This is a genomic window from Granulicoccus phenolivorans DSM 17626 = NBRC 107789 = JCM 15570 (assembly GCF_000423085.1).
Lineage (GTDB): Bacteria > Actinomycetota > Actinomycetes > Propionibacteriales > Propionibacteriaceae > Granulicoccus > Granulicoccus phenolivorans.
The window spans coordinates 1-24984 of sequence record NZ_AUHH01000059.1 but is presented as its reverse complement, the minus strand read 5'-3'; the positions used below and the strand labels follow the sequence as shown (position 1 = coordinate 24984).

General features: G+C 70.7%; 20 protein-coding genes. 14 read left to right on the top strand and 6 right to left on the bottom strand.

The genetic code is table 11. The features are described from left to right. Nucleotides 1–135: 135 nt before the first annotated feature. Nucleotides 136–651, bottom strand: coding sequence for a DoxX family protein (locus tag G531_RS23485; protein WP_051215638.1), 516 nt, complete (start codon nt 649–651; stop codon nt 136–138). Between the two features lie 136 nt (nt 652–787). Between G531_RS23485 and G531_RS0116555 the strand changes: the two genes are divergently transcribed. After that, nucleotides 788–1354 carry a TetR/AcrR family transcriptional regulator gene (locus G531_RS0116555; RefSeq protein WP_026928081.1) on the top strand — a complete coding sequence of 189 codons (567 nt, stop codon included), beginning with the start codon at nt 788–790 and terminating at the stop codon, nt 1352–1354. An 18-nt stretch (nt 1355–1372) separates the two neighbouring features. Here G531_RS0116555 and G531_RS0116550 read toward each other — a convergent pair whose 3' ends face one another. Further along, complete coding sequence (locus G531_RS0116550) at nt 1373–2023, bottom strand: TIGR03085 family metal-binding protein (protein WP_026928080.1); 651 nt, start codon at nt 2021–2023, stop codon at nt 1373–1375. A 32-nt stretch (nt 2024–2055) separates the two neighbouring features. On the opposite strand from G531_RS0116550, the gene G531_RS23480 reads away from it, so the two are divergent. The 9 genes from G531_RS23480 (at nt 2056) to G531_RS0116505 (ending at nt 14625) form a co-directional block, all read left to right on the top strand. Then, on the top strand, nt 2056–3663 hold the full coding sequence (locus tag G531_RS23480; protein ID WP_428829753.1) for an anthranilate synthase component I: 1608 nt from the start codon (nt 2056–2058) through the stop codon (nt 3661–3663). Further along, nucleotides 3660–4202 (top strand): Trp biosynthesis-associated membrane protein, encoded by a 543-nt coding sequence (locus tag G531_RS24885; protein ID WP_026928079.1) that lies wholly within the window; start codon nt 3660–3662, stop codon nt 4200–4202. The genes G531_RS23480 and G531_RS24885 overlap by 4 nt, the downstream gene beginning before the upstream one ends. A 26-nt stretch (nt 4203–4228) precedes the next feature. Then, on the top strand, nt 4229–4483 hold the full coding sequence (locus G531_RS0116535) for a hypothetical protein (RefSeq protein ID WP_145978698.1): 255 nt from the start codon (nt 4229–4231) through the stop codon (nt 4481–4483). A 6-nt stretch (nt 4484–4489) separates the two neighbouring features. Further along, the gene (gene trpC, locus G531_RS0116530) at nt 4490–5284 is read left to right on the top strand and encodes an indole-3-glycerol phosphate synthase TrpC (protein WP_026928077.1); all 795 of its coding nucleotides are present in this window, start codon (nt 4490–4492) and stop codon (nt 5282–5284) included. A gap of 81 nt (nt 5285–5365) precedes the next feature. Continuing rightward, nucleotides 5366–6595 (top strand): tryptophan synthase subunit beta, encoded by a 1230-nt coding sequence (trpB, locus tag G531_RS0116525; protein WP_035759474.1) that lies wholly within the window; start codon nt 5366–5368, stop codon nt 6593–6595. Then, a complete protein-coding gene (gene trpA, locus G531_RS0116520; protein ID WP_051215636.1) occupies nt 6592–7431 on the top strand; it encodes a tryptophan synthase subunit alpha in 840 nt (279 codons plus the stop codon). Before trpB ends, trpA begins: the two co-directional genes overlap by 4 nt. Beyond that, complete coding sequence (locus G531_RS0116515) at nt 7428–8369, top strand: CPBP family intramembrane glutamic endopeptidase (protein ID WP_026928074.1); 942 nt, start codon at nt 7428–7430, stop codon at nt 8367–8369. The genes trpA and G531_RS0116515 overlap by 4 nt, the downstream gene beginning before the upstream one ends. Nucleotides 8370–8615: 246 nt before the next feature. Continuing rightward, nucleotides 8616–13166 carry a glutamate synthase large subunit gene (gene gltB / locus G531_RS0116510; protein WP_026928073.1) on the top strand — a complete coding sequence of 1517 codons (4551 nt, stop codon included), beginning with the start codon at nt 8616–8618 and terminating at the stop codon, nt 13164–13166. Beyond that, a complete protein-coding gene (locus G531_RS0116505) occupies nt 13159–14625 on the top strand; it encodes a glutamate synthase subunit beta (protein ID WP_026928072.1) in 1467 nt (488 codons plus the stop codon). Before gltB ends, G531_RS0116505 begins: the two co-directional genes overlap by 8 nt. Before the next feature lie 141 nt (nt 14626–14766). On the opposite strand, the gene G531_RS0116500 is transcribed toward G531_RS0116505, so the two are convergent. Further along, nucleotides 14767–15462, bottom strand: a complete 696-nt coding sequence (locus G531_RS0116500) for an SDR family oxidoreductase (protein ID WP_026928071.1) — start codon at nt 15460–15462, stop codon at nt 14767–14769. Nucleotides 15463–15614: 152 nt separating this feature from the next. On the opposite strand from G531_RS0116500, the gene G531_RS0116495 reads away from it, so the two are divergent. Next, entirely contained in the window at nt 15615–16154 is a 540-nt protein-coding gene (locus G531_RS0116495; protein ID WP_035759472.1) for a SigE family RNA polymerase sigma factor, read from the top strand. Then, on the top strand, nt 16151–16873 hold the full coding sequence (locus tag G531_RS0116490; RefSeq protein ID WP_026928069.1) for a hypothetical protein: 723 nt from the start codon (nt 16151–16153) through the stop codon (nt 16871–16873). Before G531_RS0116495 ends, G531_RS0116490 begins: the two co-directional genes overlap by 4 nt. 31 nt (nt 16874–16904) lie before the next feature. Here G531_RS0116490 and G531_RS23470 read toward each other — a convergent pair whose 3' ends face one another. Both G531_RS23470 and G531_RS26520 read right to left on the bottom strand, forming a co-directional pair. After that, nucleotides 16905–17819, bottom strand: a complete 915-nt coding sequence (locus tag G531_RS23470; RefSeq protein ID WP_051215634.1) for a serine hydrolase — start codon at nt 17817–17819, stop codon at nt 16905–16907. A gap of 28 nt (nt 17820–17847) precedes the next feature. Beyond that, nucleotides 17848–19128, bottom strand: coding sequence for a hypothetical protein (locus G531_RS26520; protein ID WP_026928068.1), 1281 nt, complete (start codon nt 19126–19128; stop codon nt 17848–17850). Between the two features lie 131 nt (nt 19129–19259). On the opposite strand from G531_RS26520, the gene dnaE reads away from it, so the two are divergent. Then, entirely contained in the window at nt 19260–22790 is a 3531-nt protein-coding gene (gene dnaE / locus G531_RS0116475; protein ID WP_026928067.1) for a DNA polymerase III subunit alpha, read from the top strand. A gap of 3 nt (nt 22791–22793) precedes the next feature. Then, entirely contained in the window at nt 22794–23513 is a 720-nt protein-coding gene (locus G531_RS24875) for a hypothetical protein (RefSeq protein WP_051215633.1), read from the top strand. A gap of 150 nt (nt 23514–23663) precedes the next feature. Here G531_RS24875 and G531_RS0116465 read toward each other — a convergent pair whose 3' ends face one another. Further along, nucleotides 23664–24446, bottom strand: coding sequence for a DUF554 domain-containing protein (locus G531_RS0116465; RefSeq protein ID WP_026928066.1), 783 nt, complete (start codon nt 24444–24446; stop codon nt 23664–23666). Between the last annotated feature and the right edge of the window lie 538 nt (nt 24447–24984).

Here is a 24984-nt window from a genome sequence, read left to right as displayed (position 1 = left end):
TGGCTGTCCGCGGGTGCTCGTGCCGGGTCGCGGGCCCGGATGTGGTGCGCGGGCCCTGCAGGGGCCGCGTGACCGAACTCAGCCCGCGCACCCGAACCCAGCCCGCGCACCCGAACCCAGCCCGCGGAGCCGAACTCACCCCGCGACCGGAGTCTTCACTGCTTCTCGCGATTCGGTCCTTCGGGCTGCTGCTCGACGCGACACGAGGGCCCGCCAGCGGTCGACCACCACGGTGCCGGTGGCGGCCAGGAAGACCAGTTGCATCAGGGTCCGCCACGGCAACTGCTGATGCAACGGCAAATCCTGCCCCGACAGGGCCAGGTTCACGTTGGCCGGGAAGACGCCGATCAGCAGCAGACTGAGGCCGGCCGCGGCCGGCAGAGCCAGCCCAGGGATGAGCAGGCCGACCGCGCCGGCGAGCTCGGCAATGCCGCTGAGCGTCACCGCCAGTCCCGGATCCGGGACGAAATCGGGGACCATCGCGATCAGTTCGTCGCGCTTGCCGACGAAGTGCACCACACCGGTGAGCACGAACATCGCGGCGAGGCCGCCGCGCAGGGCAGTGGGGAAGTGGCGCAACCGGCGTACGCCCGCGGCTCCGGCGCCCCGCAGGGCGAGGGTGACCACGGTGAGAGTGATGAGGGGTTCCATGGCGATGCTCCGTTGAATCGTGACGGTCGACCCCGACGGGGCCGAATCTTGACGGTGACCAGATGATCTAGCCAATGTCTAGATTAAGTCCCCAGACGCATCTTGGCAATGGCTAGATCTCTGCCATACTGAGCCCATGAACGAACGTCCGTACCATCACGGAGACCTGCGTCAGACCCTGCTGGACGCCGCCGCCGACGTCATCGAGGAGTCGGGTCCGGCGGCGGTGTCGCTGCGCAATCTGGCCCGGCGGGTCGGGGTTTCCCATGCCGCGCCGGCGCATCACTTCGGTGACCTGGCGGGGCTGATGACCGCCCTGGCCACCGAGGGGTACGCCCGACTGGCCGATGCCGTCGAGGCGGTGAGCCCGGTACACGATCTGCAGGAGGCCGGGGTGGCGTACGTGTCGTTCGCGCTGGCCGAGCGGGCTCGCTTCGAGGTGATGTTCCGGCCGGAATTGCTGCACCGCGACGACCCCGCGCTGCAGGCCGCCCAGGCGCGCGCGATGGAAACCCTGCGCGCGGCGGTGGCCGAGTGGAGCCGGGCGTACGGCGGGGACGAGGAAGCCACCCGGGTCGCCGCATGGTCCCTGGTGCACGGCTTCGCGACGCTGTGGCTCCAGGGGGTGGTCCCGGCCGGCCTCGGGACCGATCCGAGCGCCGCCGCGCGCGCGGTGACGGGGGTGCTCACCCGTGCGGAGTGAGCACCGACCGGGTGCCGGCTACACCGCCAGCCGGGCCGCCCGCACCTTGGCGACCGCGTCGTCGGGGCCGACCATCTCGACCACGGCGTGCGTGCCGCGGCCGTAGGCGAACAGCAGCAGCTCCGAGGGCGTCCCGATCAGGGTGACGATCTCGTTGCCGGGCAGCGCCCGGATCGTTTCGGGGGTGTCCCCGGGGACCTGCACCGCCCGCTCCAGCACCAGGCCGGTGCCGACGCCGCGGAACATCACCCGAGCCATCAGCTTCAACCGGCGCCACAGCCAGTCCTCCACCGAGTCGGGCAGTTGGCGTACGCCCCAGTCCGGCTGGGCGCGGCGGACGTCCTCGTGATGGACGAAGTACTCCACGGTGTTCGCCTCGAGGTCCACCCCCGGGAAGGAGAACACCGACGCCGGGGCGGGTCCGTGCCGCACCTTGTCGACCAGTTCGGCGTACGGCCAGCGGGCCTTGGCCTCGGCCAGCCGGCGCTCGGTCAACCCGGCCAGCGGCTTCACGACGATTCCGGGGGCGGCCAACGGGTCGGTCTCCCGGGTCCACAGGTGGGCGGCCATGTCATGGGCGGTCCACCCCGCACACAGGGTCGGGGCCTGCGGCCCGACCTCATCCAGCAGGTCACACAGCGCCGCGCGTTCGGACTTGGCAAAACTCACGTCCCTCAGGGTAGACCACTAGACTCCCCGGGGTGAGTGAGCAAGCGTCTGCCGCGCCGGAGGCCGGGTCCGAGGTGCCCGGTCCGCCCGGGTTGCGCATCGAGCCCGACCTCGCCGGCTTCCTGGAGTCGGCCCGGACCCAGCGGGTGATCCCGGTCGCGGCCCGGCTGTACGCCGACACCGAGACCCCGGTCAGCCTGTACCACCAACTCGCCGAGCAGCGCCCGGGCACCTTCCTGTTCGAGTCGGTGGAACAGGGGATCACCTCCCGCTACTCCTTCGTCGGGGTCCGCGCCGCGGCCACTCTGACCGTGGCCGACGGCCAGGCGGTCTGGCGGGGTCAGGTTCCGGTCGGGCTGCCGGCCGCGGACGGGTCCGGGGGCAATCCGCTGGAGGTGCTCGGCGCCACCATCGAGGCCCTGCGCACCCCGCATCCGGCGGGCTTCCCGCCGATGACCTCGGGGATGGTCGGCTACCTCGGCTATGACATCGTGCGCTGGCTGGAGAAGCTGCCCGACACCACCGTCGATGACCTGCACCTGCCCGAGATCGGCATGATGCTGGTGGCCGACCTGGCCATTTTCGACCACCAGACCGGCGAGGTCTGGCTGATCGCCAATGCGATCAATCAGGACAACAGCCCCGAGCACGCCGACCGGGCGTACGCCGACGCGGTCGCCCGGGTGCGGGCGATGGCGGCGCGGTTGGCCGCACCGCGGGAGGCGCTGACCCGGATCGACTCCGGCGCCGCCGCGCGACCGGTGATCCGCCAGCGCAGCAGCGCGGAATTCCACCAGATGGTGCGCGAGGCGATCGAGGAGATCCGGGCCGGGGAGATCTTCCAGGTGGTGCCCTCCCAGCGCTTCGAGATCGAGACCGAGGTCGACGCCTTCGACGTCTATCGCCGGCTGCGGCTGCTCAACCCGAGCCCCTACATGTACCTGCTGCGGATGGACGGCTTCGAGATCGTCGGCTCCTCCCCGGAATCCCTGGTGGCGGTCAAGCAGGGCCGGGTGCGGACCTACCCGATCGCCGGCACCCGCCCGCGTGGCGCCACCCCGGCCGAGGACGCCGCCCTGGAGGCCGACCTGCTGGCCGATGAGAAGGAACGCGCCGAGCACGTGATGCTGGTCGACCTGGGCCGCAACGATCTCGGCCGGGTCTGCCGGCCGGGCACCGTCGCGGTCGAGGAGTTCATGAAGGTCGGCCGCTACTCCCACGTCATGCACCTGGAGGCCGCGGTCACCGGCGTCCTGGCCGAGGGCCAGACCGCACTGTCGGCCACCCTGGCGTGTTTCCCGGCCGGCACACTCTCCGGCGCCCCCAAGGTGCGCGCGATGGAGATCATCGACCGGCTCGAGCAGACCCGCCGCGGCACCTACGGCGGCGTGGTCGGCTGGTTCGACTTCGCCGGCGACTCCGACGTCGCGATCGCAATCCGGACCGCGCTGCTCAAGGACGGCCGGGCCTATGTTCAGGCCGGCGCCGGGATCGTCGCGGACTCGGTCCCGCAGACCGAGGACGAAGAGGCGCAGAACAAGGCCGCCGCGGCGCTGCGCGCGATCTCCGCGGCCGCCGGACTGACCCCGTTCACCGGCGCCGGAGCGACCCCCGGTGCCGAGGGGGCCGAGCGCCGGTGACCGAGACCCGTACCCGCACCCTCGTCCGGATCGGCCTGCCGATCACCGCCGGGGCGGCGCTGCTGTGTGCCTTCCAGCCGTGGGTGCAGGCGGGCGTACGCGCCGACGGGTCCGGCGCGGGTACCTCCGGGCAGACCGGCGCTCAGGTGCTGGCCGGGGCGCTACTGGCCGGCTGGCTGCTGTCGCTGACCCTGCGTACGCTCGGCCAGCGGATTCTCGGGGTGGCGATGACCCTGGTCGCCCTCGGCGGGGTGGCGCTCGGTCTGGTCAACCCCGGCGCGACCGGGAGCACGGCCACCGGGTGGCACCTCGGCTTCGCCGTGGCTGCCGCGCTCGCCGCCGCGCTCTGCGTCGTGCAGGTCGTGCGGGCCGGCCACTGGCCCGTCCCGGTGGATCGGTACGCCCGCACCCAGGCCGCCAGCGCCGAGGTGACCGCCGAGGACGTCCCCCAGGCCATCTGGAAGGCGCTGGACGCCGGATTCGATCCGACCGAGAACGGCGAATCGAGTGGCAGCCCCGAGCCGGATGGGCGAGAATGAGCACCACCAACTCCCGGAAGGAAGCCATGCGACACCAAAATCGCACGAAGCACGTTCACCACGGGCGGACCACCGCCGCCTGGACGGCCAGCATGATGGCCCTGGCCGGGTTCGTGATTCTGTTCGTCGCCTTCACCTTCGGGCAGAACGGCTTCACCGCGTTCAACGGCTCGCCCACCCCGATGCCGAACATGGTCCTGACGATCATCGGTGCGATCCTCGTGGTGGCTGCCCCGATCGTCGGCGGTGCTCTCAACCTGGCCGGCAAGGGTCAGGACTGAGCGGCGGTGGCACCCGAAGCCACCGTTCTGGACGACATCATCGCCGGGGTCCGGGAGGATCTCGCCAGCCGGCAGGCCGTCGTCTCCCGGGCCGACCTGGCGCGGCTGATCGCTGACCTGCCGCCGGCGCTGGACCCGCTGCCCGACTTCGCGGCCCCGGGCATCTCGGTGATCGCGGAGGTGAAGCGGTCCAGCCCGTCCAAGGGGCACCTCGCCGAGATCGCCGACCCGGCCGAACTGGCGGCGGCGTACCAGAGCGGGGGAGCGCACGCGATCTCGGTGCTCACCGAACAGCGCCGCTTCCACGGCTCGCTCGCCGACCTGGACGCCGTCCGCGCCCGGGTGCAGATTCCGGTGCTGCGCAAGGACTTCGTGGTCACCGACTATCAGCTGTTCGAGGCCCGCGCCCACGGTGCGGACCTGGCACTGCTGATCGTGGCCGCGCTGTCCCAGGCCCAACTGCTCGACCTGATCGAGGTCTGCACCGGGCTGGGACTGACCCCGCTGGTGGAGGTGCACACGCCCGAGGAGACCGAACGGGCGGTGGCCACCGGGGCCCGGCTGATCGGGGTCAACAACCGCAATCTGAAGACCCTGGCGGTCGACAACGCGACCTTCGCCCGGCTGGCCGAACTCATTCCGGCCGACCGGATCAAGGTCGCCGAATCCGGCGTCCGGGATACCGCCGATGTCGCGGCCTTCGCCGCCGCCGGAGCCGACGTGGTGCTGGTGGGCGAGGCCCTGGTCACCGGGGGGACGCCCGCCGAGACCGTCGCCGCCTTCCGTGCCGCGGGCCGCTGAGACCGGCCCACCCACGCGAACCCCGCCCGTTGCGCCGGGGATTCCCGGTTCATCACAGAAAGGATCTCCGTGTCCGAGCAGATGCCCGATGCGCGCGGCCACTTCGACCGCTTCGGGGGCAAGTTCGTCCCCGAGGCCCTGTACGCCGCGCTGAACCAACTGGAGCAGGCGTACGCCGAGGCGCGGACCGACCCGGCCTTCCATGCCGAGCTGAACGACCTGCTGGCCAACTACGTCGGGCGGCCCAGCCCGATCACCGAGGTGAAGCGGTTCGCCGAACATGCCGGAAACGCGCGCATCGTGCTGAAGCGGGAGGATCTCAACCACACCGGCTCGCACAAGGTGAACAACGTGCTGGGGCAGGTCCTGCTCGCCCGCCGGATGGGCAAGACCCGACTGATCGCCGAGACCGGCGCGGGCCAGCACGGGGTCGCCACCGCGACCGTCGCCGCCCTGTTCGGGATGGAGTGCCGGGTCTACATGGGCAAGGTCGACACCGACCGGCAGGCCCTGAACGTGGCCCGGATGCAGTTGCTGGGCGCGGAGGTGATCGCGATCGAGTCCGGCTCCAAGACCCTCAAGGACGCGATGAACGAGGCGCTGCGGGACTGGGTCGCCAGCGTCGATCACACCCACTACGTGATCGGCACCGTCTCCGGGCCGCACCCGTTCCCGATGCTGGTGCGCGACTTCCAGCGGATCATGTCGATCGAGGCCCGCAGCCAGGTGCAGCAACGCTACGGCCAACTGCCCGACTACGTCGCGGCCTGTGTGGGCGGCGGCTCGAACGCGATGGGCATCTTCGCCGACTTCCTCAGTGACGGCAACGTCCAGTTGTACGGCTTCGAGGCCGGGGGCGAGGGCGTCGAGACCGGGCGGCATGCCGCACCGATCGGGGCGGGCTCGGTCGGCGTCCTGCACGGCACCCGGACCTTCGTGCTCCAGGACGAGGACGGCCAGACCAAGGAATCGCACTCGATCTCGGCCGGCCTGGACTATCCCGGGGTCGGTCCCGAACACGCCTGGCTGGCCGACACCGGCCGCGCCCACTACGAATCGGTCACCGACACCGAGGCGATGGACGCGCTGGCCCTGCTCACCCGGACCGAGGGGATCCTGCCCGCGATCGAGTCCGCCCACGGCCTGGCCGGCGCGCTGCGGCTGGGCAAACGGATCGCCGAGACCGATCCGGACGCCCGCCCGCTGATCCTGGTCAGCCTGTCCGGACGCGGTGACAAGGACGTGGAGACCGCGATCTCCTGGTTCGGTCTGGACGGCTCGGTGAACGCATCGATGGGAGGCGACCGATGACCGCGCGCACCGACCGATTCGGATCCTTCGACCTGGGCCACTCCGGTCAGGCCTTCCGGGCCGCCGCCGAGCAGGACCGGGCCGCGCTGATCGGCTACCTGACCCTGGGCTACCCCGACGTGGCGACCTCGCTGGACGCCTTCCGGACCCTGGCCACCGGTTGCGACCTGATCGAGATCGGGCTGCCCTACTCCGATCCGGTGATGGACGGCCCGACCGTGCAGCGCTCGGGCACCCGCGCCCTGGCGCGCGGCACCCGGACCCGGGACCTGTTCGGCGCCCTCGAGGCGATCGGGGAAACCGGGACCCCCGCGGTCGTGATGACCTACTGGAACCTGGTGGAGCAGTACGGGGTCGAGCGCTTCGCCGCCGACCTCGCCGCCGCCGGTGGGGCGGGCCTGATCACCCCCGACCTGACCCCGGACGAGGCCGAGGACTGGTTCGCCGCCTCGGACAAGCACGACCTGGACCGGATCTTCCTGGTCTCCCCGTCCTCCACCGATCAGCGGATCGGCTCGACCGTCGACGCCTGCCGGGGCTGGCTGTACGCCACCTCGGTGATGGGGGTCACCGGTGCCCGAGCCGAAACCTCCTCGGCGGCCCCGGAACTGGTCGCCCGGATCCGCGCCCAGCGCGACGTCGCGGTCGGGATCGGCCTCGGGGTCTCCAACGGGGCCCAGGCCGCCGAGATCGGCGCCTTCGCCGACGGGGTCATCGTCGGCTCCGCCCTGGTCCGGACGCTGCTCGCCGCCGAGGAAGCGGGGACTCCGCAGGACCTGACCGACCTCCGGGCGCTGGTCGAGGACCTGGCCGCCGGCGTACGCGGGGGACAGTGACCTCCGCGCCGGACTCGGGGTCCTCGGCCTTCGCGCCGACCGGGACCGACGGCACCGACCCCGCCGGGGCGGCCGGATCGGCCCGGCGGCGGTGGCTGCCCGGACGCGACCTCACCCGGACCCTGGTGGTGTTCCTGGCCCTCACCCTGGTGATCTCCGCGATCTGCGACGCGATCCAGGAACTGTCCGGGTTCCCGACCCGGGTGTTCAACCTGGCCGCGGTCGGCCCGGCGCTGGCGGCGTACCTGACGATGAAGGCGCGCCGGTGGGCGCCGGCCGGGGTCTGGCGGCCCGGCTTCGGGCTGGATGTCCGGATCGTCCGCCGCTCGATCCTGCTCTTCTTCGTCGGGGTGGGCATCGTCTTCCTGACCATGGAGATGTACCAGTTCCGCCGGCTGAACGTGGATCCGCTGGTGCTGAGCCAATTCGACATTCCGCCGTTCGGCAAGCCCGGGGCCGGCTGGGTGATGGTCGCGATCGTGGTCGGGCTGTTCGCCACCGTCGCGCTGGAGGAACTCGGCTGGCGCAGCTTTCTGCAGCCGACGCTGCGCACCCGCTATCCGCTGCTGGTCTCCGCGGTACTGACCGGGCTGGTGGCCGCGCTGTGGCAATGGCCGATGACCAAGGTGGGGGCCCTCAAAGTGCTCGCCGCCCCGGTCCTGGGACTGCTGTTCCTGGCCGCCTTCGTGGTGTCCCAGGTCTGTCTGTCGATCGTGATCGCGGTGGTGCAGCGGCCGTTGCGGCAAGGTTACTGGCTGACGGCAGTCATGTTGCGGTGGAGTTACAGCGTTGGATTTGCCGTGCTTCTGGACGAAGATCGGGGCAAACTACTCCCGATGACGGCGATCGCGTTCGCCTGTCTGTGTGCTGCGGCGGTTGCTGTCTACTATTACCGCACGTGGTACCGGCGGCACGGTCACGATGCAACCGTGGGCTGACCGGCCGGAAGAAGATTTCGTCATGATCACCGGCGGTCGCCGGGTTTACCGCAGGCCCTCGGGTATGTAGGTTTCTCCTGCCTCGGAGTTGATCCGGGTCAGTAGTCGCTGATTGACCTGCCCGGAGCGTGCGGTGGACCATAGACCCGCCGCCGGGGCAGGGCTGTTCCGGGATCCCCTGTGGGTGCCTCGGTGGACAAGTGAGATGGAGTGGAGCGTATGGCCAATCAGGCTTTTGAGCGCACGATGAGCGGTGGCTTGCGAGTCCCGCAGCAGGGACTGTACGACCCGGCGTACGAGCACGATGCCTGCGGTGTCGCCTTCGTGGCCCACCTGTCCGGGATCCCGACACATACCATCGTCGAGCAGGGCCTGGAAGCACTGCGCAATCTGGACCACCGCGGCGCCACCGGTGCCGACACCGCGGCCGGTGACGGGGCGGGCATCCTGCTCCAGGTGCCCGACGAGTTCCTGCGTACCACCACCGAGTTCGACCTGCCCCCGGTGGGCGGGTACGCCGTGGGCTGCGCCTTCCTGCCGGCCGACGATGCCCAGGACGCCCGCACCCGGCTGGCCAAGATCGCCGACGCCGAGGGCCTGCGGGTGCTCGGCTGGCGCGATCTGGTCACCCCGACGGAGTCGCTGAGCCCGATCTCGCAGGGCGCGATGCCGGTGATGAGCCAGCTGTTCGTCGCCGGGCAGCAGGGCGAGACCGGCCTGATCCTGGAGCGGATGGCGTACTGCCTGCGCCGGTTGGCCGAACGCGAGGGGGTCTACTTCCCGTCGCTGTCGGCGCGGACCCTGGTGTACAAGGGCATGCTGACCACCGACCAGCTCGAAGAGGTCTTCCCCGAACTGCACGACGAGCGGATGAAGTCCGCCCTGGCCCTGGTCCACTCCCGGTTCTCGACCAACACCTTCCCGTCCTGGGAACTGGCCCAGCCGTTCCGGATGATCGCGCACAACGGCGAGATCAACACCGTCAAGGGCAACCGCAACTGGATGCGGGCCCGGGAGGAACTGCTGTCCTCCGAGCTGATCCCCGGCGACCTGGCCCGGCTGTTCCCGATCTGTACGCCCGGCCACTCCGACTCCGCCTCCTTCGACGAGGTCGTCGAGCTGCTGCACCTGGGCGGGCGTTCGCTGCCGCACTCGATCCTGATGATGATCCCGGAGGCCTGGGAGAACAACCGCGACATGCCGCAGGCCTGGCGCGACTTCTACAACTTCCACTCCTGCCTGATGGAGCCCTGGGACGGGCCGGCCTGTGTCGCGTTCACCGACGGCACCCAGATCGGCGCGGTGCTGGACCGCAACGGCCTGCGCCCGGGCCGCGTCTGGGTCACCAAGGACGGCCTGGTCGTGCTCGCCTCCGAGGCCGGCGTCCTGCCCGGCATCGAGAGCTCGGAGGTGACCTACAAGGGCCGCCTGCAGCCGGGGCACATGTTCCTGGTCGACACCGCCGAACACCGGCTGATCCCCAACCAGGAGATCAAGGACGAGTTGGCCGCCGCGCACCCGTACGGGCAGTGGCTGGCTGAGGGCCTGATCGATCTGGAGGAACTGCCCGAGCGTGAGCACACCGTGCACGGGCACGCCTCGGTCACCCGGCGCCAGCAGGTCTTCGGGTACACCGAGGAGGACCTGCGTACGATCATCACCCCGATGGCGAACACCGGTGCCGAGCCGATCGGTTCGATGGGGTCGGACACCCCGGTGGCCGCGATCAGTGAGCGCTCCCGGCCCTTCTTCGACTACTTCACCCAGATGTTCGCGCAGGTGACCAACCCGCCGCTGGACGCGATCCGGGAGGAGATGGTCACCTCGCTGGCCGGCACCATCGGCCCGGAGGAGAACCTGCTGGAGCCCGGTCCCGCGTCCTGCCGGCAGATCCGGATCGCGTTCCCGGTGCTGGACAACGACGAACTGGCCAAGCTGGTCGCGATGAACCGTAACGGGCAGTTGCCGGAGTTCCAGCCGCATGTGATCCGCGGCCTGTACCGGGTCGAGGACGGCGGCGCCGGCCTGCGCTACGCGCTGGAGAAGCTGTGCAAGGACGCCTCGAAGGCGATCCGGCAGGGGGCGCGTACGCTGATCCTGTCCGACCGGCACTCCAACGCCGAGTACGCCCCGATCCCGTCGCTGCTGCTCACCTCCGCGGTGCACCACCACTTGGTCCGGGAGCGCAACCGGTCCCAGATCGGCCTGATCGTCGAGGCCGGTGACGTCCGCGAGGTGCACCATGTCGCCACCCTGATCGGGTTCGGGGCGACCGCGGTTAACCCGTACCTGGTCTTCGAGTCGGTGGAGGATCTGGCTCGCGAGGAGGTCTACGTCCGCGTCGACGCCGATGTCGCGGTGCGCAACGTGAAGAAGGCGCTGGGCAAGGGCGTCCTCAAGGTCATGTCGAAGATGGGCGTGTCCACCAAGTCCTCCTACACCGGCGCGCAGATCTTCGAGTGCCTCGGCCTGAGCCAGGACCTGGTCGACCAGTACTTCGTCGGGACCGCGTCCAAGCTGGGCGGGATCGGCCTGGAGGAGATCGCCGAGGAGGTACGCCAGCGCCACCTCACCGCCTACCCCGCCGACGGGATTCCGCTGGCCCACCGCGAGCTGGACACCGGCGGGGAGTACCAGTGGCGCCGGGAGGGTGAGCTGCACCTGTTCAACCCCGAAACCGTCTTCCGGCTGCAGCACTCCACCCGGACCGGGCGCTACGACATCTTCAAGCGGTACACCCGGGCGGTCGACGACCAGTCCCGGGCGCTGATGACGCTGCGCGGGCTGTTGCGGTTCGATCAGGATCGCGAATCGATCCCGCTGGAGGAGGTCGAGCCGGTCGCCGAGATCGTGAAGCGGTTCTCCACCGGCGCCATGTCGTACGGCTCCATCTCGAAGGAGGCGCACGAGACCCTGGCGATCGCGATGAACCGGCTCGGGGCGAAGTCGAACACCGGGGAGGGCGGCGAGGACGCCGACCGGCTGTACGACCCGTCCCGCCGCTCGGCGATCAAGCAGGTGGCCTCGGGCCGCTTCGGGGTGACCTCGGAGTACCTGACCAACGCCGACGACATCCAGATCAAGATGGCCCAGGGCGCCAAGCCCGGGGAGGGTGGCCAGCTGCCCGGTCAGAAGGTCTACCCGTGGGTGGCCTCGACCCGGCACTCGACCCCGGGGGTCGGCCTGATCTCGCCGCCCCCGCACCACGACATCTATTCCATCGAGGATCTCAAGCAGCTGATCCACGACCTGAAGTGCGCGAACCCGGCGGCCCGGGTGCACGTGAAGCTGGTCGCCGAGGTCGGCGTCGGCACGGTCGCGGCGGGCGTGTCCAAGGCCAAGGCCGATGTGGTGCTGATCTCCGGCCATGACGGTGGCACCGGCGCGGCGCCGCTGACCTCGCTCAAGCACGCCGGCGGCCCCTGGGAGCTCGGCCTGGCCGAGACCCAGCAGACGCTGGTGATGAACGGGCTGCGCGACCGGATCGTGGTGCAGACCGACGGCCAGCTGAAGACCGGCCGGGATGTGGTGATCGCCGCGCTGCTGGGCGCCGAGGAGTACGGTTTCGCGACCGCTCCGCTGGTCGTCTCCGGCTGCGTGATGATGCGGGTGTGCCACCTGGACACCTGCCCGGTCGGGATCGCGACCCAGAACCCGGTGCTGCGCGAGCGGTTCACCGGGCAGGCCGACCATGTGGTCAACTTCTTCCGGTTCATCGCCGAGGAGGTTCGGGAGTACCTGGCCGAGCTCGGCTTCCGGTCCCTGGAAGAGGCGATCGGCCACGTCGAGGCGCTGGTCACCACTGACGCGGAGCGGTACTGGAAGGCCAACGGGCTGGACCTGGCGCCGATCCTGCACCGGCCACGGCCGATGGAGATCGCGAACCCGACCCCCGGTGCCGACCCGGCCGCGCTGCACAATGTGACCGGCCAGGACCACGGGTTGGACGCCTCGCTGGATCGCCGGGAACTGATCGCGCTGGCCGCGCCCGCGCTGCGGTCGGGGGAGAAGGCGACCGGGCAGGTGCGCGTACGCAACACCGACCGCACCGTGGGCACCATCCTCGGCCACGAGGTGACCAAGGCCACCCGGGGCAAGGGGTACGCCGATGACACCATCGACCTCACCCTGACCGGGACCGGCGGCCAGTCCTTCGGGGCCTTCCTGCCCAAGGGCGTCACCCTGCGGCTGATCGGTGACTCCAACGACTACCTCGGCAAGGGCCTGTCCGGTGGCCGGATCATCGTCCGGCCCGAACCGGACGCGGCCTTCGAGCCGCACGAGCAGATCATTGCCGGCAACGTGATCGGCTACGGCGCGACCTCCGGGGAGATCTTCCTGCGCGGCCAGGTCGGCGAGCGGTTCTGCGTCCGCAACTCCGGGGCGACCGCGGTCGTCGAGGGGGTCGGCGACCACGGCTGTGAGTACATGACCGGCGGCCTGGTCCTGGTCATCGGCGGTACCGGCCGCAACTTCGCCGCGGGCATGTCCGGCGGGGTGGCCTACGTCAGCGAGCTGGATCCGCGGAACCTGAACTCCGAACTGGTCGACGCGGTCGAACTCGAGGCCGAGGACATCGCGGTGATCACCGACCTGCTGCGCCGGCACCACGCCGAAACCGGATCGCAGTCGGCCCAGGACCTGCTGGACCTGGGCGAGGCCGTGCTGGCCGAGCGGATCACCAAGGTGCTGCCGCGGGACTACGCCCGCGCGCTGCGGGCCCGCGCCGAGGCCGAGGCCCGGGGCCTGGACGACAACGAAACCACGATGAAGATGATGGAGGCGAGCCATGGCTGATCCCCGCGGATTTCTGAAGCACGACCGCAAGGTCGCCGTACGGCGCCCGATCAGTGAGCGGATCCACGACTGGCAGGAGGTCTACCCGGGCACTCCGGGCAAGGCCCTGCTGCCGATCATCCAGGACCAGGCGAGCCGCTGCATGGACTGTGGCATCCCGTTCTGCCACTCCGGCTGCCCGCTGGGGAATCTGATCCCGGAGTGGAACGACCTGGTCTACCGGGAGGACTGGCAGGCGGCGGTGGATCGCCTGCACGCCACGAACAACTTCCCCGAGTTCACCGGGCGGCTGTGTCCGGCGCCGTGTGAGACCGCCTGTGTGCTGGGCATCTCGCAGCCGCCGGTGACGATCAAGAACGTCGAGGTCGCGATCGCCGACCGGGGCTGGGAGAACCGGATCATCAAGCCGCAGATGCCGGAGTGGCATTCGAACAAGACCGTTGCGGTGATCGGGTCCGGCCCGGCCGGGCTCGCGGTCGCCCAGCAGTTGACCCGGGAGGGGCACACCGTTGCGGTCTACGAGCGCGACGACGCCCCCGGTGGCCTGATGCGCTACGGCATCCCCGAGTTCAAGATGGAGAAGAAGGTCCTGGATCGCCGGCTGCGGCAGATGCGCCACGAGGGCACCATCTTCCGCTCCGGGGTGAACGTCGGCTTCGACATCACCGCCGCCGAGCTGCGGGAGCGCTACGACGCGGTCGTCCTGGCGATCGGGTCCACCATCCGGCGCGATCTGCCGGTGCCCGGCCGGGAACTGCGCGGAATCCATCAGGCGATGGAATACCTGCCGCAGGCCAACCGGGCCGCCCTGGGCGAGGCGGTGGAGTTCCAGATCACCGCCGAGGGCAAGGACGTGGTCATCATCGGTGGCGGCGACACCGGCGCCGACTGCCTCGGCACCGCGACCCGGCAGGGGGCCCGTTCGGTCACCCAGCTGGAGATCATGCCGCGGCCCACCGAGGAGCGTCCGGACAACCAGCCGTGGCCGACCTACCCGGCCATCTTCCGGGTCGCCTCGGCCCAGGAGGAGTTCGGCGATCGGCTGTACGCCCTGTCGACCACCCGCTTCACCGGGGACACCCACGGCCGGGTGGCCGGGCTGGATCTGGTCGAGGTCGCGTTCAGCGACGGCAAGTTCAACCCGGTCGAGGGCTCGGAGAAGCACATTCCGGCCCAACTGGTGCTGTTGGCGATGGGCTTCACCGGTCCGCAGCGCGAGGGCCTGGTCGAGCAGTTCGGGCTGGAGCTGGACCCCCGGGGCAACATTGCCCGCAACGGCGACTTCGAGACCTCCGAGCCGGGCGTGTTCGTCTGCGGCGACGCCGGTCGCGGTCAGTCGCTGATCGTGTGGGCGATCGCCGAGGGACGCTCGTGCGCCGCCGGGGTGGACAAGTACCTCACCGGGGAATCGAAGCTGCCGCGTCCGATCGAGCCGACCGATCGGCCGCTGATGGCGTGAGCGGCGCCCCCGCAGCACCGCTCGCCCGGTAGCACCGTTCGCTCGGGAGCACTGTACGCACCCGCTTGCCCTGAACCGGCCCCGCCCCGTGGCGGGGCCGGTTCGCGTTCGCTCCCCGAAACCGGGGCGCCGGCCGCCGGATCAGAATCGGCTGGTCGCCTGCGGCCGGATCAGCAGATCCTCCAGCGAGGCCCGGGGATCGGTGTCCACCGCCACCCGGACCATCGCCGCGATCGATTCCGGCGCCACATAGGTCTCGGCCCGGTACTCCCCGCCCTGCGCGGCGACCAGCTCCCGCTGCATGTCGGTGTCGACCCGGCCGGGGTAGATCGAGGTCACCCGGACATCGGGCTTGAGGGCGTACCGCAGCGAATCGGTCCAGGCCCGCAGCGCGAACTTGGACGCCGGGTACAGCCCGGCGCTGTTGCGCACGTACAGGCCCATCCCCGAATTGATCGCGATCACGATCCCCTTGCTGGCCCGCAGCAACGGGGTCACCTGCTCAGTGAGATCGACCGGGGCGATCAGGTTCACCTCCAGCACCTGACGCCACAGTTCCCGGGTGCTGAGGCCCTCGGTGCCGGTGCCGCCGAGGCCGGCGCTGTGCACCAGCACATCCAGGCGCTGCAGGCCGGCCGCGGCGGTGGCCACCGCGTCGGCATCGGCGAGGTCGGCGACGAAGGGTTCGGCCGAGGGCAGCGTGGCGACGACCTCGGCCACGGTGTCGGCGCGGGTGCCCCCGACCAGCACGTGGTGGGTGCGGCCCAGTTCGGTGCAGATGGCGCGACCGATTCCGCGGCTTCCGCCGGTGACGAGTGCAACTGGTAATGAGTCCATGGGCTCACCCTAGGGTGTCGCCGGCAGCCCGGCCGAGGAGGTTCTTCCGCCGGGCGGCACGGTCGGTTCCCCGGGGCGGGGGATCGGTTGAGAGGAATTCGTGATCCGACGGAACTTCTGCCCGGGCCCGGTGCGTGATTGGGTGTGTGGTCATGGGACGCGCACAGACCGACGAGGAGTACGCCCGGTTCGTCCGGGGGTCCTCCGCCCGGCTGCTGAGTATTGCCCGGGCACTGTGCCAGGACGCGCACCAGGCCGAGGACCTGACCCAGCAGACCCTGGAGAAGGCCTACCTGAAGTGGGGCAGAGTGCGCCGAGCCGATGATCCGCACCGCTACGTGCGGCGGATGCTGGTGAATCTGCACACCGACTGGATGCGCCGCAAACCGTGGCGGGAACGAGCGGTCCCGACCACGCCGGGCGAGGTGGGGCCGGGGGCCGGCTACCCGGAGCCGGTGACCGCCGACCGGACCGGACGGGTGGCTACCCGCGACGTCGTGGCCCGGGCGCTGCAGGGGCTCACCCCGCGGGAACGCGAGGTGGTCGCGCTGCGGTTCCTGGAGGACCTCTCCGAGGCCGACACCGCCGCCGAGCTCGGAATCGCGGTGGGCACGGTGAAGAGTGCCTGCAACCGGGCCCTGGCCCGGCTGCGCTCGGCCGGCGAGATCGCGGAGCTGAAGGAGGGCCGATGAGCCAGGACCCGAAGAGCCAGGACCCGATGAGCCCCGAGGACGAGGAGTTCCTGCGTCGCGCGCTGGGCACCCAGGCCGCGACCGACCCGCTGGCGCCCGAACCGCTGATCGCCCGGGGACGACGCCGCCGGTCCCGACGCCGGCTGCAGATCGCCGGCGCGGTCTGCGGGGTGCTGGTGATCGCCGGCGCGGTCGGGGTCGGGGTCGGGGTGGGCCGGGACCCCGGCCGGGTCACCAGCGCCGCCGCCCCGGAACGGCCGGCCCCGAGCCCGGCCGAGGCGGGGTCGCCGACCGACCGGCAGGCATCCGCGGGGCCGCCGGCGGCCGCCTCCGGGCGCCGCAGTCCGGTCCCGAGCCGGTCGATCGGACGCGGCCAGGAGCTGGCCCCCGGGCACACCCTGACCTGGGACGAGCAACAGTGGTGTGTCGCCAATGCCGAGCAGGGCGAGACGTGCCGCCCCTGGGGTCCGGGAGCGGTGGGCTATCGCCACCAGGTCGAGCAGGGCACCGTACTGGTCATCTCGCTGCCGACGGCCTACCAGCGGGTGGACGTGATCGCTCCCGATCAGTCGCGGGTGCCGGCCGAGATCTGGGAGATCCCGGGCCGTCCGCAGAACCATCTGGTCACCGCGGTGGTCGCTCCCCGGCTGGGCACCGCCCCGGTGCAGTTGGAGGTGCTCGACTCCGGCGGACAGACCCGGTCGATCACGATCAACTGAGCCGCCGACGACCGGTACCGCCGCGTACGCCTCAGCCGCAGCGGCCGGCGGGCAATTGCTCCTGGTGTTCGGCCAGCCAGGCCCCGATCCGGCTCAGTACCGCGGTGCCGTCGGCGAACGCACCCGAGTGCGGGGCCACGGCGATGGCGACCGCGACACTGCCGCGGGAGGTGTCGAAGGTGCCGATCTGGCGGACCAGGTAGCGACCGTCGGGGTCGGGCCCCCAGCCGCCCTTGAGATGGGCGCCCCGCAGGTTCGCGATGCCCCACTGCTGGCTGCCCGAGGTGTGGCCCATGTAGTCATAGACCTGCCGGGCGGCCGGCGTACAGGGAAGGTGGGCGGTGAACCGGGCCTGGGACTCCACCGACCACTCGGTCTGTCCGGAGGCGCTGAGCCCCGGCCGGGTCACCCGGGACTGGACCGGGACCGTGCCGCCGCCGAGCCCGTCGATCACCCGGGCGGTCGTGGCCGCGGCGGTCTCCGGGGTGCCGAGACTGCGCCACAGGTCGTCGGCGGCGGAGTTGTCGGAGTCGACGATGGCGGCCCGGATCGAGTCGTCGGCCCCCCGGCCGGTCGCCGCGATCGCCAGGGGCACCTTGATCGTGGACCAGGCCACCCCGGTACGCCGGCTCCCGGCCTGCTGCACCGGGTCCCCGGTACCCACCGCGGTGACCGCGATCCCGGTGTCGGCCGGCAGTGTGGCCGCGAACTCCTCGTACGCCCGGGCGAACCCGTCCGCCGTCGACCCGGCGGAGGGCGACCCGCCGGCCGAGGGGAGCGGCGTCGGCGAGGGCGTCCCCGCCGACGCCCCCGGCCCCGCCGCTGTCGCGGGTGCGGCCGTGGCATCGGCGGCGGTCGAGGCAGCCGACCGGGACTCCGGAAACAGCGTGGGGGCGGCACAGCCGGTGAGCAGGAGCAACGGGACCACGCCCACGATCGGTTTCACGACAGCCCTCTGCGACGATCACATCCGCTCACAACAGATACACCACCGCATTGTTGCCGCCGGTGCAGGTCACCAGATTGTTGTTGTTGGTGCACTGCATGGAGTAGGTCACCCGGGTGACGGGGGAATGGGCCTGGATCGTCACGGTGCCCGAGCGCCCGCCCTGTTGGCCGTACGCCTGGCGTACCGACTCCGCGAACGGGCAACTGGTCTGGGCATTGCCTGCCGCGGACCGGCTGATCCCGCCCACCGGACCGCCGGCGGTGCACTCACCGGCCCCGGCGGGGAAGCTCGCGGTCACCGGTGTCGGCGGCGCGGAAGGCTGCGGCGTGTCGCCGCCCGGCGTACTCGGGACGGCGGTCTGCCCACCGGGGGAGGACAGCTCGCTCGGCGTCGGCGGCGCACTTGCCGAGGGGCTCGGCTGCGGAGGCGGCGTGGGGGTGTGCGACTGCCCGGTCGGGCTCGGCAGCACCGTCGGCGGCGCCGGCTGCGCGGTCCGCTGATTCGTCGCGGACTGCTGCGGCTGCGCCACCAGCATGGCCACCAGGACGCCGACCGCAATGGCGGCGACCAGACCCAGCGCCAGGACCGCCGGCAGCAGGCGATTGCGTCGGCCGCGCCCGGCGGGGCCGCCCGGCTGACCGGGTCCGCCGGGTGCGCCGGGGGCACCGAAACCGGGTCCCCCGAAACCACCGGGGCCGGCAGGGCCACCGGGGCCGCCGGGGCCGCCGGGGCCGGGCTGATTCGGTCCGGACGGGCCGGAACGGCCCGCCATCCCCGGGCCGGGGGCGAAGCCGGGCGGTGCGGCCGACGGCGCGGACTCCCGCTGATCGGGCGGCAGGTAGCCCGGATTCGGCGGCAGGTACCCCGAGTTCGGGCGGTCGGCACCCGGCCGCGGCGCCGGTCCCGGAGCACCGGCACCCGGCCGCGGCGCCGGTCCCGGAGCACCGGCACCCGGCCGCGGGGCCGGTCCCGGAGCCTCGACCGGCGGCGGACCGGCCGGCGCGGGGCGGGGCTGATTCCCCCAGCTCGGCCAGCCACTGCGGGTATCGGGCGGATTCGCTCCGGGTGGGTTCGCTCCGGGCTGGTTCGATCCGGGCTGGTTCGATCCGGGCTGGTTCGATCCGGGCTGGTTCGCTCCGGGCTGGTTCGATCCGGGTGGGGGTGTCGGCGGCGGGCTCGCCGGCAGCGGCGCGGTCGGATCGTTCGCGCCGGGCTGAACCGGGATCCCCAGGGTGCCGAACGGATCCCACTCGATATTCGCGGGTCCGTCCGAGGAACCCGGCGGTCGGGGCGGTCGGTTGTCCATGGGCCCGATGCTAGTCCGGGTCGGCGGACTCTCAGCGCCGCGCGAGCCGTACGGAAGTGTCACAGGGCCGCGTTAGGCTGGCCCGGTCCGACCCAACAGGGCTCTAATTCACCACCGGAGGCGAGGCACAGATGGCGCAGAATTCCTTCGTCCACCTGCACAACCACACCGAATATTCGATGCTGGACGGTGCCGCGCGGATCGGGGATCTCTTCGCCGGGTGCGAAGAGATGGGGATGCCGGCGTTGGCGATGACCGACCACGGCAACCTGTTCGGTGCCTACGAGTTCTACAAGGCCGCCGGCAAGCGTGGGGTCAAGCCGATCATCGGCCTGGAGGCGTACCTGACGCCGAAGACCCATCGTTCCGAGCGCAAGCGGGTCCGCTTCGGCGACGGCACCGGTGACGACGTGTCCGCCTCGGGCGCGTACACCCACATGACGATGTGGGCGGAGAACACCGCCGGCATGCACAACCTCTTCCGGTTGTCCTCGCTGTCCTCGATCGAGGGGTTCTTCTACAAGCCGCGCGCCGACCGGGAGCTGCTCCAGCAGTACGGCAAGGGGCTGCTGGCCACCACCGGCTGCCCGTCGGGTGAGGTGCAGACCTACCTGCGGCTGGGCCAGTACGACCAGGCGGTCGCCTCGGCCGCGGAGTTCCGCGACATCTTCGGCAAGGGCAACTTCTATGTCGAGCTGATGGATCACGGGCTGAGCCTGGAGACCTCGGTACGCCGGGGTCTGCTCCGGCTGGCCAAGGATCTCAATCTCCCCCTGGTGGCCACCAATGACCTGCACTACGTGCACGCCGAGGACGCCGACGCCCACGACAACCTGCTGTGTGTCTCGGCCGGCTCGCACAAGGACGATCCGAATCGGTTCCGCTTCAACGGCAACGGGTACTACCTGAAGTCGCCGCAGGAGATGCGGGCCCTGTTCGCCGAGTTGCCCGAGGCCTGCGACAGCACCCTCGACATCGCCGAGCGCTGCGAGATCTCCTTCACCGAGGGCGAGGGCCGGTACATGCCGCAGTTCCCCTGCCCGCCGGGGGAGAACGAGGAATCCTGGTTCGTCAAGGAAGTCAACCGCGGCCTGCACGAACGCTTCCCCGAAGGGGTTCCCGATTACGCCACCAAGCAGGCCGACTACGAGTGCGAAGTGATCATCGGCAAGGGCTACGCCGGCTACTTCCTGGTCGTGGCCGACTACATCAAGTGGGCCAAGGGCGTAGGGATCTCGGTGGGTCCGGGCCGTGGCTCCGGCGCCGGCTCGATGTGTGCGTACGCGATGCGGATCACCGACCTCGACCCGCACCCGCACGGCCTGATCTTCGAGCGCTTCCTGAATCCCGAGCGCAAGTCGATGCCCGACTTCGACGTCGACTTCGATGACCGCCGCCGCGCCGAGGTGATCAAGTACGTCACCGACAAGTACGGCGACGACCGGGTCAGCCAGATCGTCACCTACGGCACGATCAAGGCCAAGCAGGCGGTCAAGGACTCCGCCCGGCTGCTCGGCAAGCCGTTCGCGGTCGGGGAGCGGATCACCAAGGCGATGCCGCCGGCGGTGATGGGCAAGGACGTCCCACTGAAGGACCTGTTCAACGAGGATCACGCCCGCTACAACGAGGGCGGGGAGTTCCGCCAGCTGTACCACGAGGATCCCGAGGTCAAGGAGGTCGTCGACACCGGGATCGGAATCGAGGGCCTGAAGCGCCAGTGGGGCGTCCACGCCGCCGGCGTGATCATGAGTTCGGTCCCGCTGCAGGACGTCATCCCGGTGATGAAGCGCGAGGCCGACGGGGCGATCATCACCCAGTTCGACTATCCGACGTGTGAAACGTTGGGCCTGGTCAAGATGGACTTCCTCGGTCTGCGCAACCTGACCATCCTGGGTGACGCGCTGGAGAACGTGAAACTCAACCAGGGCATCGAGATCGACCTCGACGAGCTCGCCAAGGACCCCACCGACACCGCGACCTACGAGTTGTTGTCCCGCGGGGACACCACCGGGGTGTTCCAGTTCGACTCCAGCGGCTATCAGCAGTTGTGCCGGTTGATGCAGCCCGACCGGTTCGCCGACATCACCGCGCTCGGCGCTCTCTACCGGCCGGGTCCGATGGGCACCAATACCCACACCAACTACGCCCTGCGCAAGAACGGCGAGCAGGCGATCGAGCACATCCACCCCGAACTCGCCGAGGCCCTCGACGACCTGCTGGGGGAGACCTACGGTCTGCTGGTCTACCAGGAGCAGGTGATGGCGATCGCGCAGAAGCTGGCCGGCTATACCCTCGGCAACGCCGACCTGTTGCGCCGGGCGATGGGCAAGAAGAAGAAGGAAGTCCTCGACGCCCAGTTCGTCAACTTCGAGGGCGGCATGCTCGCCAACGGGTACTCCAAAGAAGCGATCATGGCGCTGTGGGACACCCTGGTGCCGTTCTCGAACTACGGCTTCAACAAGTCCCATGCCGCGGCGTACGGGCTGGTGTCGTACTGGACGGCGTACCTGAAGGCCAACTACCCGGTGGAATACATGGCCGCGCTGCTCACCTCGGTGCGCGACGACAAGGACAAGATGGCGCACTACCTGAACGAGTGCCGCCACATGGGGATCAAGGTGCTCCCGCCGGACGTGAACTCCTCCGACCTGTTGATGACCCCGGTCGGCAAGGACATCCGGTTCGGGCTGTCCGCGGTGCGCAACGTCGGCACCAACGTGGTCAAGCAGATGGTGGCCGAGCGCAACGAGAAGGGCCCGGCCACCGACTTCTACGACTTCCTGGACAAGGCGCCGCTGGCCGCGTGCAACAAGCGGCTGGTCGAGTCGCTGATCAAGGCCGGGGCCTTCGATGCGATGGGGCACAGCCGGCGCTCGCTGATGGAGATCTTCGAGGACGCGATCGACCAGGTCACCGATGTGAAGCGGAACCAGGCGCACGGGCAGGAGGGCCTGTGGGCTGCCTTCGAGACCGAGGAGGACACCGGTCCGGCCCTCGGCCAGCAGAGCGTGCCGGAGATCGAGGACTGGGACAAGCGGACCAAGCTCGCCTTCGAACGCGAGATGTTGGGGCTCTACGTCTCCGATCATCCGCTGCACGGCCTGGAGCACATTCTGGAGAGCGAGCGCGATGTCGCCATCGGCAAGGTGGTGGCCCCCGACGGGCCCCGGGACACCTCGGTCGCGATCTGCGGGATGATCACCGCGGTGACCCGCAAGACGACCAAGAACGGTGACCCGTGGGCGATCGTGGCGATCGAGGATCTGGACGCCTCGATGGAGGTCCTGCTGTTCCCGAAGGTGTACGGGCTGTGCGCGACGGTACTGGCCACCGACACCATCGTCCGGATCCGTGGGAACGTGCGCACCAAGGACGACTCGGTCGAAATGATCGGCCAGGAGGTCACCCTGCCCAACATCACCGAGGGGCCGGCGGCCCCGGTGGTGATCACCTTGCCCGCCACCCGCTGTACGCCGCCGTTGGTGCAGGAACTGCGGCACGTGTTGCAGGCCCACCCCGGGGTGACCGAGGTCCGGCTGCGGCTGGAGGCGGATTCCCGCAGTACGCTGTGGCGGCTGGATCAGGCCCTTCGGGTAACCCCCAGCCCGCCGTTGATGGCGGATCTCAAGGCACTGTTGGGGGCCTCATGTCTGAGCGGGTGAAACATGGCTGAACGCGGGGCGGAGCGCGCCAAACAGCAGCACGCCGACCCGCAGGAGCCGTCGATCCAGCGGGAGGGAGATTCGGTCACCACCGGGTCCCTCCCGGTGATCCGGGATCTGCCGCCGGTACCCCGCCGGCGGATGCGGCGACCGGCGCTGTGGCTGTCGGTCTGCGGCGTGATCACCGTGCTGGCCGGGGTGATCGGCGGCGTCGTGTGGGCGCTCACCGTCCCGTTGACGATGTACACCGTCAACGCCGACGGAGCGGCCACCACGACCGAACGCGGCCTGGCCAACTACATCGCCGGGGATGCGTACTTCGTGGTGATCGGGGCGGTGCTGAGCCTGGCGTACGGGTTCTGGATCTGGAAATGGTTCAGCCGCTTCGGGTGGGTCTGTGTGTTGCTCGCGGTGTTCGGCAGCCTGCTGATGGCGCTGACCGCCTGGCAGTTCGGCTGGCTGATCGGGCCGGGCAACTTCGCCGACCGGTTGGCCCAGGCCCAGCCGGGGGCGACATTGCCGATCGAGCTGACTCTGCGAGCGGAATCGGCCCTGCTGGCCTGGCCGCTGTTCGCCTCGATGATGGTGATGCTGTGCGCCTCGGTCAGCCGGGATCCCGAGTTGCCCGGGCGGCGCCGGAACCGCGTCGAGGAGGCCCCGGCCGCCGGCTCCGCCCCGAGTCCCAGCGGTGGGAGCCCGGCCAGCGCCGGGGACGCGTCCTGAGCAAAGGCGACACGTTCTGAGCCGGGCCGCGGGCTGAGCGGGGCTGGGCTGAGCGGGGCTGCGGCTGAGCGGGGCCACGGCTGAGCGGGGCCGGGCTGAGCGGGGCCGGGCTGAGCGGGGCCGGGCTGAGCGGGGCTGGGCGCGGGCCGGTCAGGCGAAGCGGTGCACCACTTCGACCAGCACGGGCGCCACGATCAGCGCCGGGAGCAGGTTGCCCAGCGGGATCGGTTTGATCTCCAGCAGCCGGATCCCCAGTGCGACCAGCATCAGGCCGCCGGTGGCGGTCAGTCCGAGGACGTGCGGTTCGGCCAGGACACCACCGAACAGGAACCCGATCAGGGTCAGCAGGCCCTGGTACAGCGCCACCCCGAGCGAGGCGAACATCACGCCCACGCCGAGGCCGGAGGCGAAGGCGATCGCGGCGAATCCGTCCAGCGTGGCCTTCACCACGAGTGTGTCCGGGCCCTGGCCCAGGCCTTCCGACAGTGATCCCAGGATGGCCATCGGTCCGATCAGGAACAGCAGCGAGGAGGACACGAAGCCTTCCACGAACCGCTCCCGCGGGCTCATCGCGTCCGCGTCCGGCACATTGTCGGGGGTCACCTCGCCGTTGCGCTGCACCAGCACCCGCCGCAGCCACCGGGCCAGTTGCTCCAGCCGCGCCTCCAGGTCGAACAGCGACCCGGCGATCCCGCCGATCAGCAACGAGCCGAGCACGATCAACACCGGGGCCTGGCCGCCGACGTAGCCACTCAGGGTCGGATTGGTCACCTCCACCACGCTCAGCGCGCCCATCAGCATGGTGACCAGGCCGAGCACGTCGGTGACCGTTTCCCGGGTACGCACCGGCAGCCGCTCACCCAGCAGCATGCCGATCCCGGCCCCGGCGATGATGGCGAACACGTTGACAACAGTCCCGAACCCGATGAACACCGGCTCATGCTAGGGGGTCGGTGCCCGCGACACCGATTCCCGGCGCGGGCACCGAGTACGGATCGTGCCCGCGCGCAGCTGCGCGGAGGCCCCCACTGCGATCTGCGTGCCGCCGGGAGGACCCGCGTACCGCCTCCGGGGCCCGCGCACGGTCGGGGAGGCCCGCGGACTGAACCGCCCGATTCGGGTTTGCGGGTTGGGTTCGGGTGCGCGGGTTGGGTTCGGTTGCGCGGGTCCTGCAGGGGCCGCGGGCCGTATTCGGACCCGCGAGACGGCACGAGCACCCGCGCACAGTCGGGGGGCCCGCGTACCGCCACGGACCCCGCGATGGACCTGCCGAGCAGGGGCGGCGAGACGGCACCAGCACCCTCGCGCAGCCGGGGGCCCGCGTACTGCCGCCGGGGCCCGCGGACGGTCGCGGAGGCCTGCGGACTGCGACCTTCCGATTCGGGTTTGCGGGTTGGGTTCGGGTGCGCGGGTTGGGTTCGGTCGCGCGGGTCCTGCAGGGGCCGCGGGCCGGATTCGGACCCGCGGGACG

Bases quoted from the DNA above. Each gene is read 5' to 3' on its own strand.
- G531_RS23485 (WP_051215638.1), bottom strand. From the start codon at position 651: ATGGAACCCCTCATCACTCTCACCGTGGTCACCCTCGCCCTGCGGGGC.
- G531_RS0116555 (WP_026928081.1), top strand. From the start codon at position 788: ATGAACGAACGTCCGTACCATCACGGAGACCTGCGTCAGACCCTGCTG.
- G531_RS0116535 (WP_145978698.1), top strand. From the start codon at position 4,229: ATGCGACACCAAAATCGCACGAAGCACGTTCACCACGGGCGGACCACC.
- trpB (WP_035759474.1), top strand. From the start codon at position 5,366: ATGCCCGATGCGCGCGGCCACTTCGACCGCTTCGGGGGCAAGTTCGTC.
- trpA (WP_051215636.1), top strand. From the start codon at position 6,592: ATGACCGCGCGCACCGACCGATTCGGATCCTTCGACCTGGGCCACTCC.
- gltB (WP_026928073.1), top strand. From the start codon at position 8,616: ATGAGCGGTGGCTTGCGAGTCCCGCAGCAGGGACTGTACGACCCGGCG.
- G531_RS0116505 (WP_026928072.1), top strand. From the start codon at position 13,159: ATGGCTGATCCCCGCGGATTTCTGAAGCACGACCGCAAGGTCGCCGTA.
- G531_RS0116500 (WP_026928071.1), bottom strand. From the start codon at position 15,462: ATGGACTCATTACCAGTTGCACTCGTCACCGGCGGAAGCCGCGGAATC.
- G531_RS0116495 (WP_035759472.1), top strand. From the start codon at position 15,615: ATGGGACGCGCACAGACCGACGAGGAGTACGCCCGGTTCGTCCGGGGG.
- G531_RS0116490 (WP_026928069.1), top strand. From the start codon at position 16,151: ATGAGCCAGGACCCGAAGAGCCAGGACCCGATGAGCCCCGAGGACGAG.
- G531_RS26520 (WP_026928068.1), bottom strand. From the start codon at position 19,128: ATGGACAACCGACCGCCCCGACCGCCGGGTTCCTCGGACGGACCCGCG.
- dnaE (WP_026928067.1), top strand. From the start codon at position 19,260: ATGGCGCAGAATTCCTTCGTCCACCTGCACAACCACACCGAATATTCG.
- G531_RS24875 (WP_051215633.1), top strand. From the start codon at position 22,794: ATGGCTGAACGCGGGGCGGAGCGCGCCAAACAGCAGCACGCCGACCCG.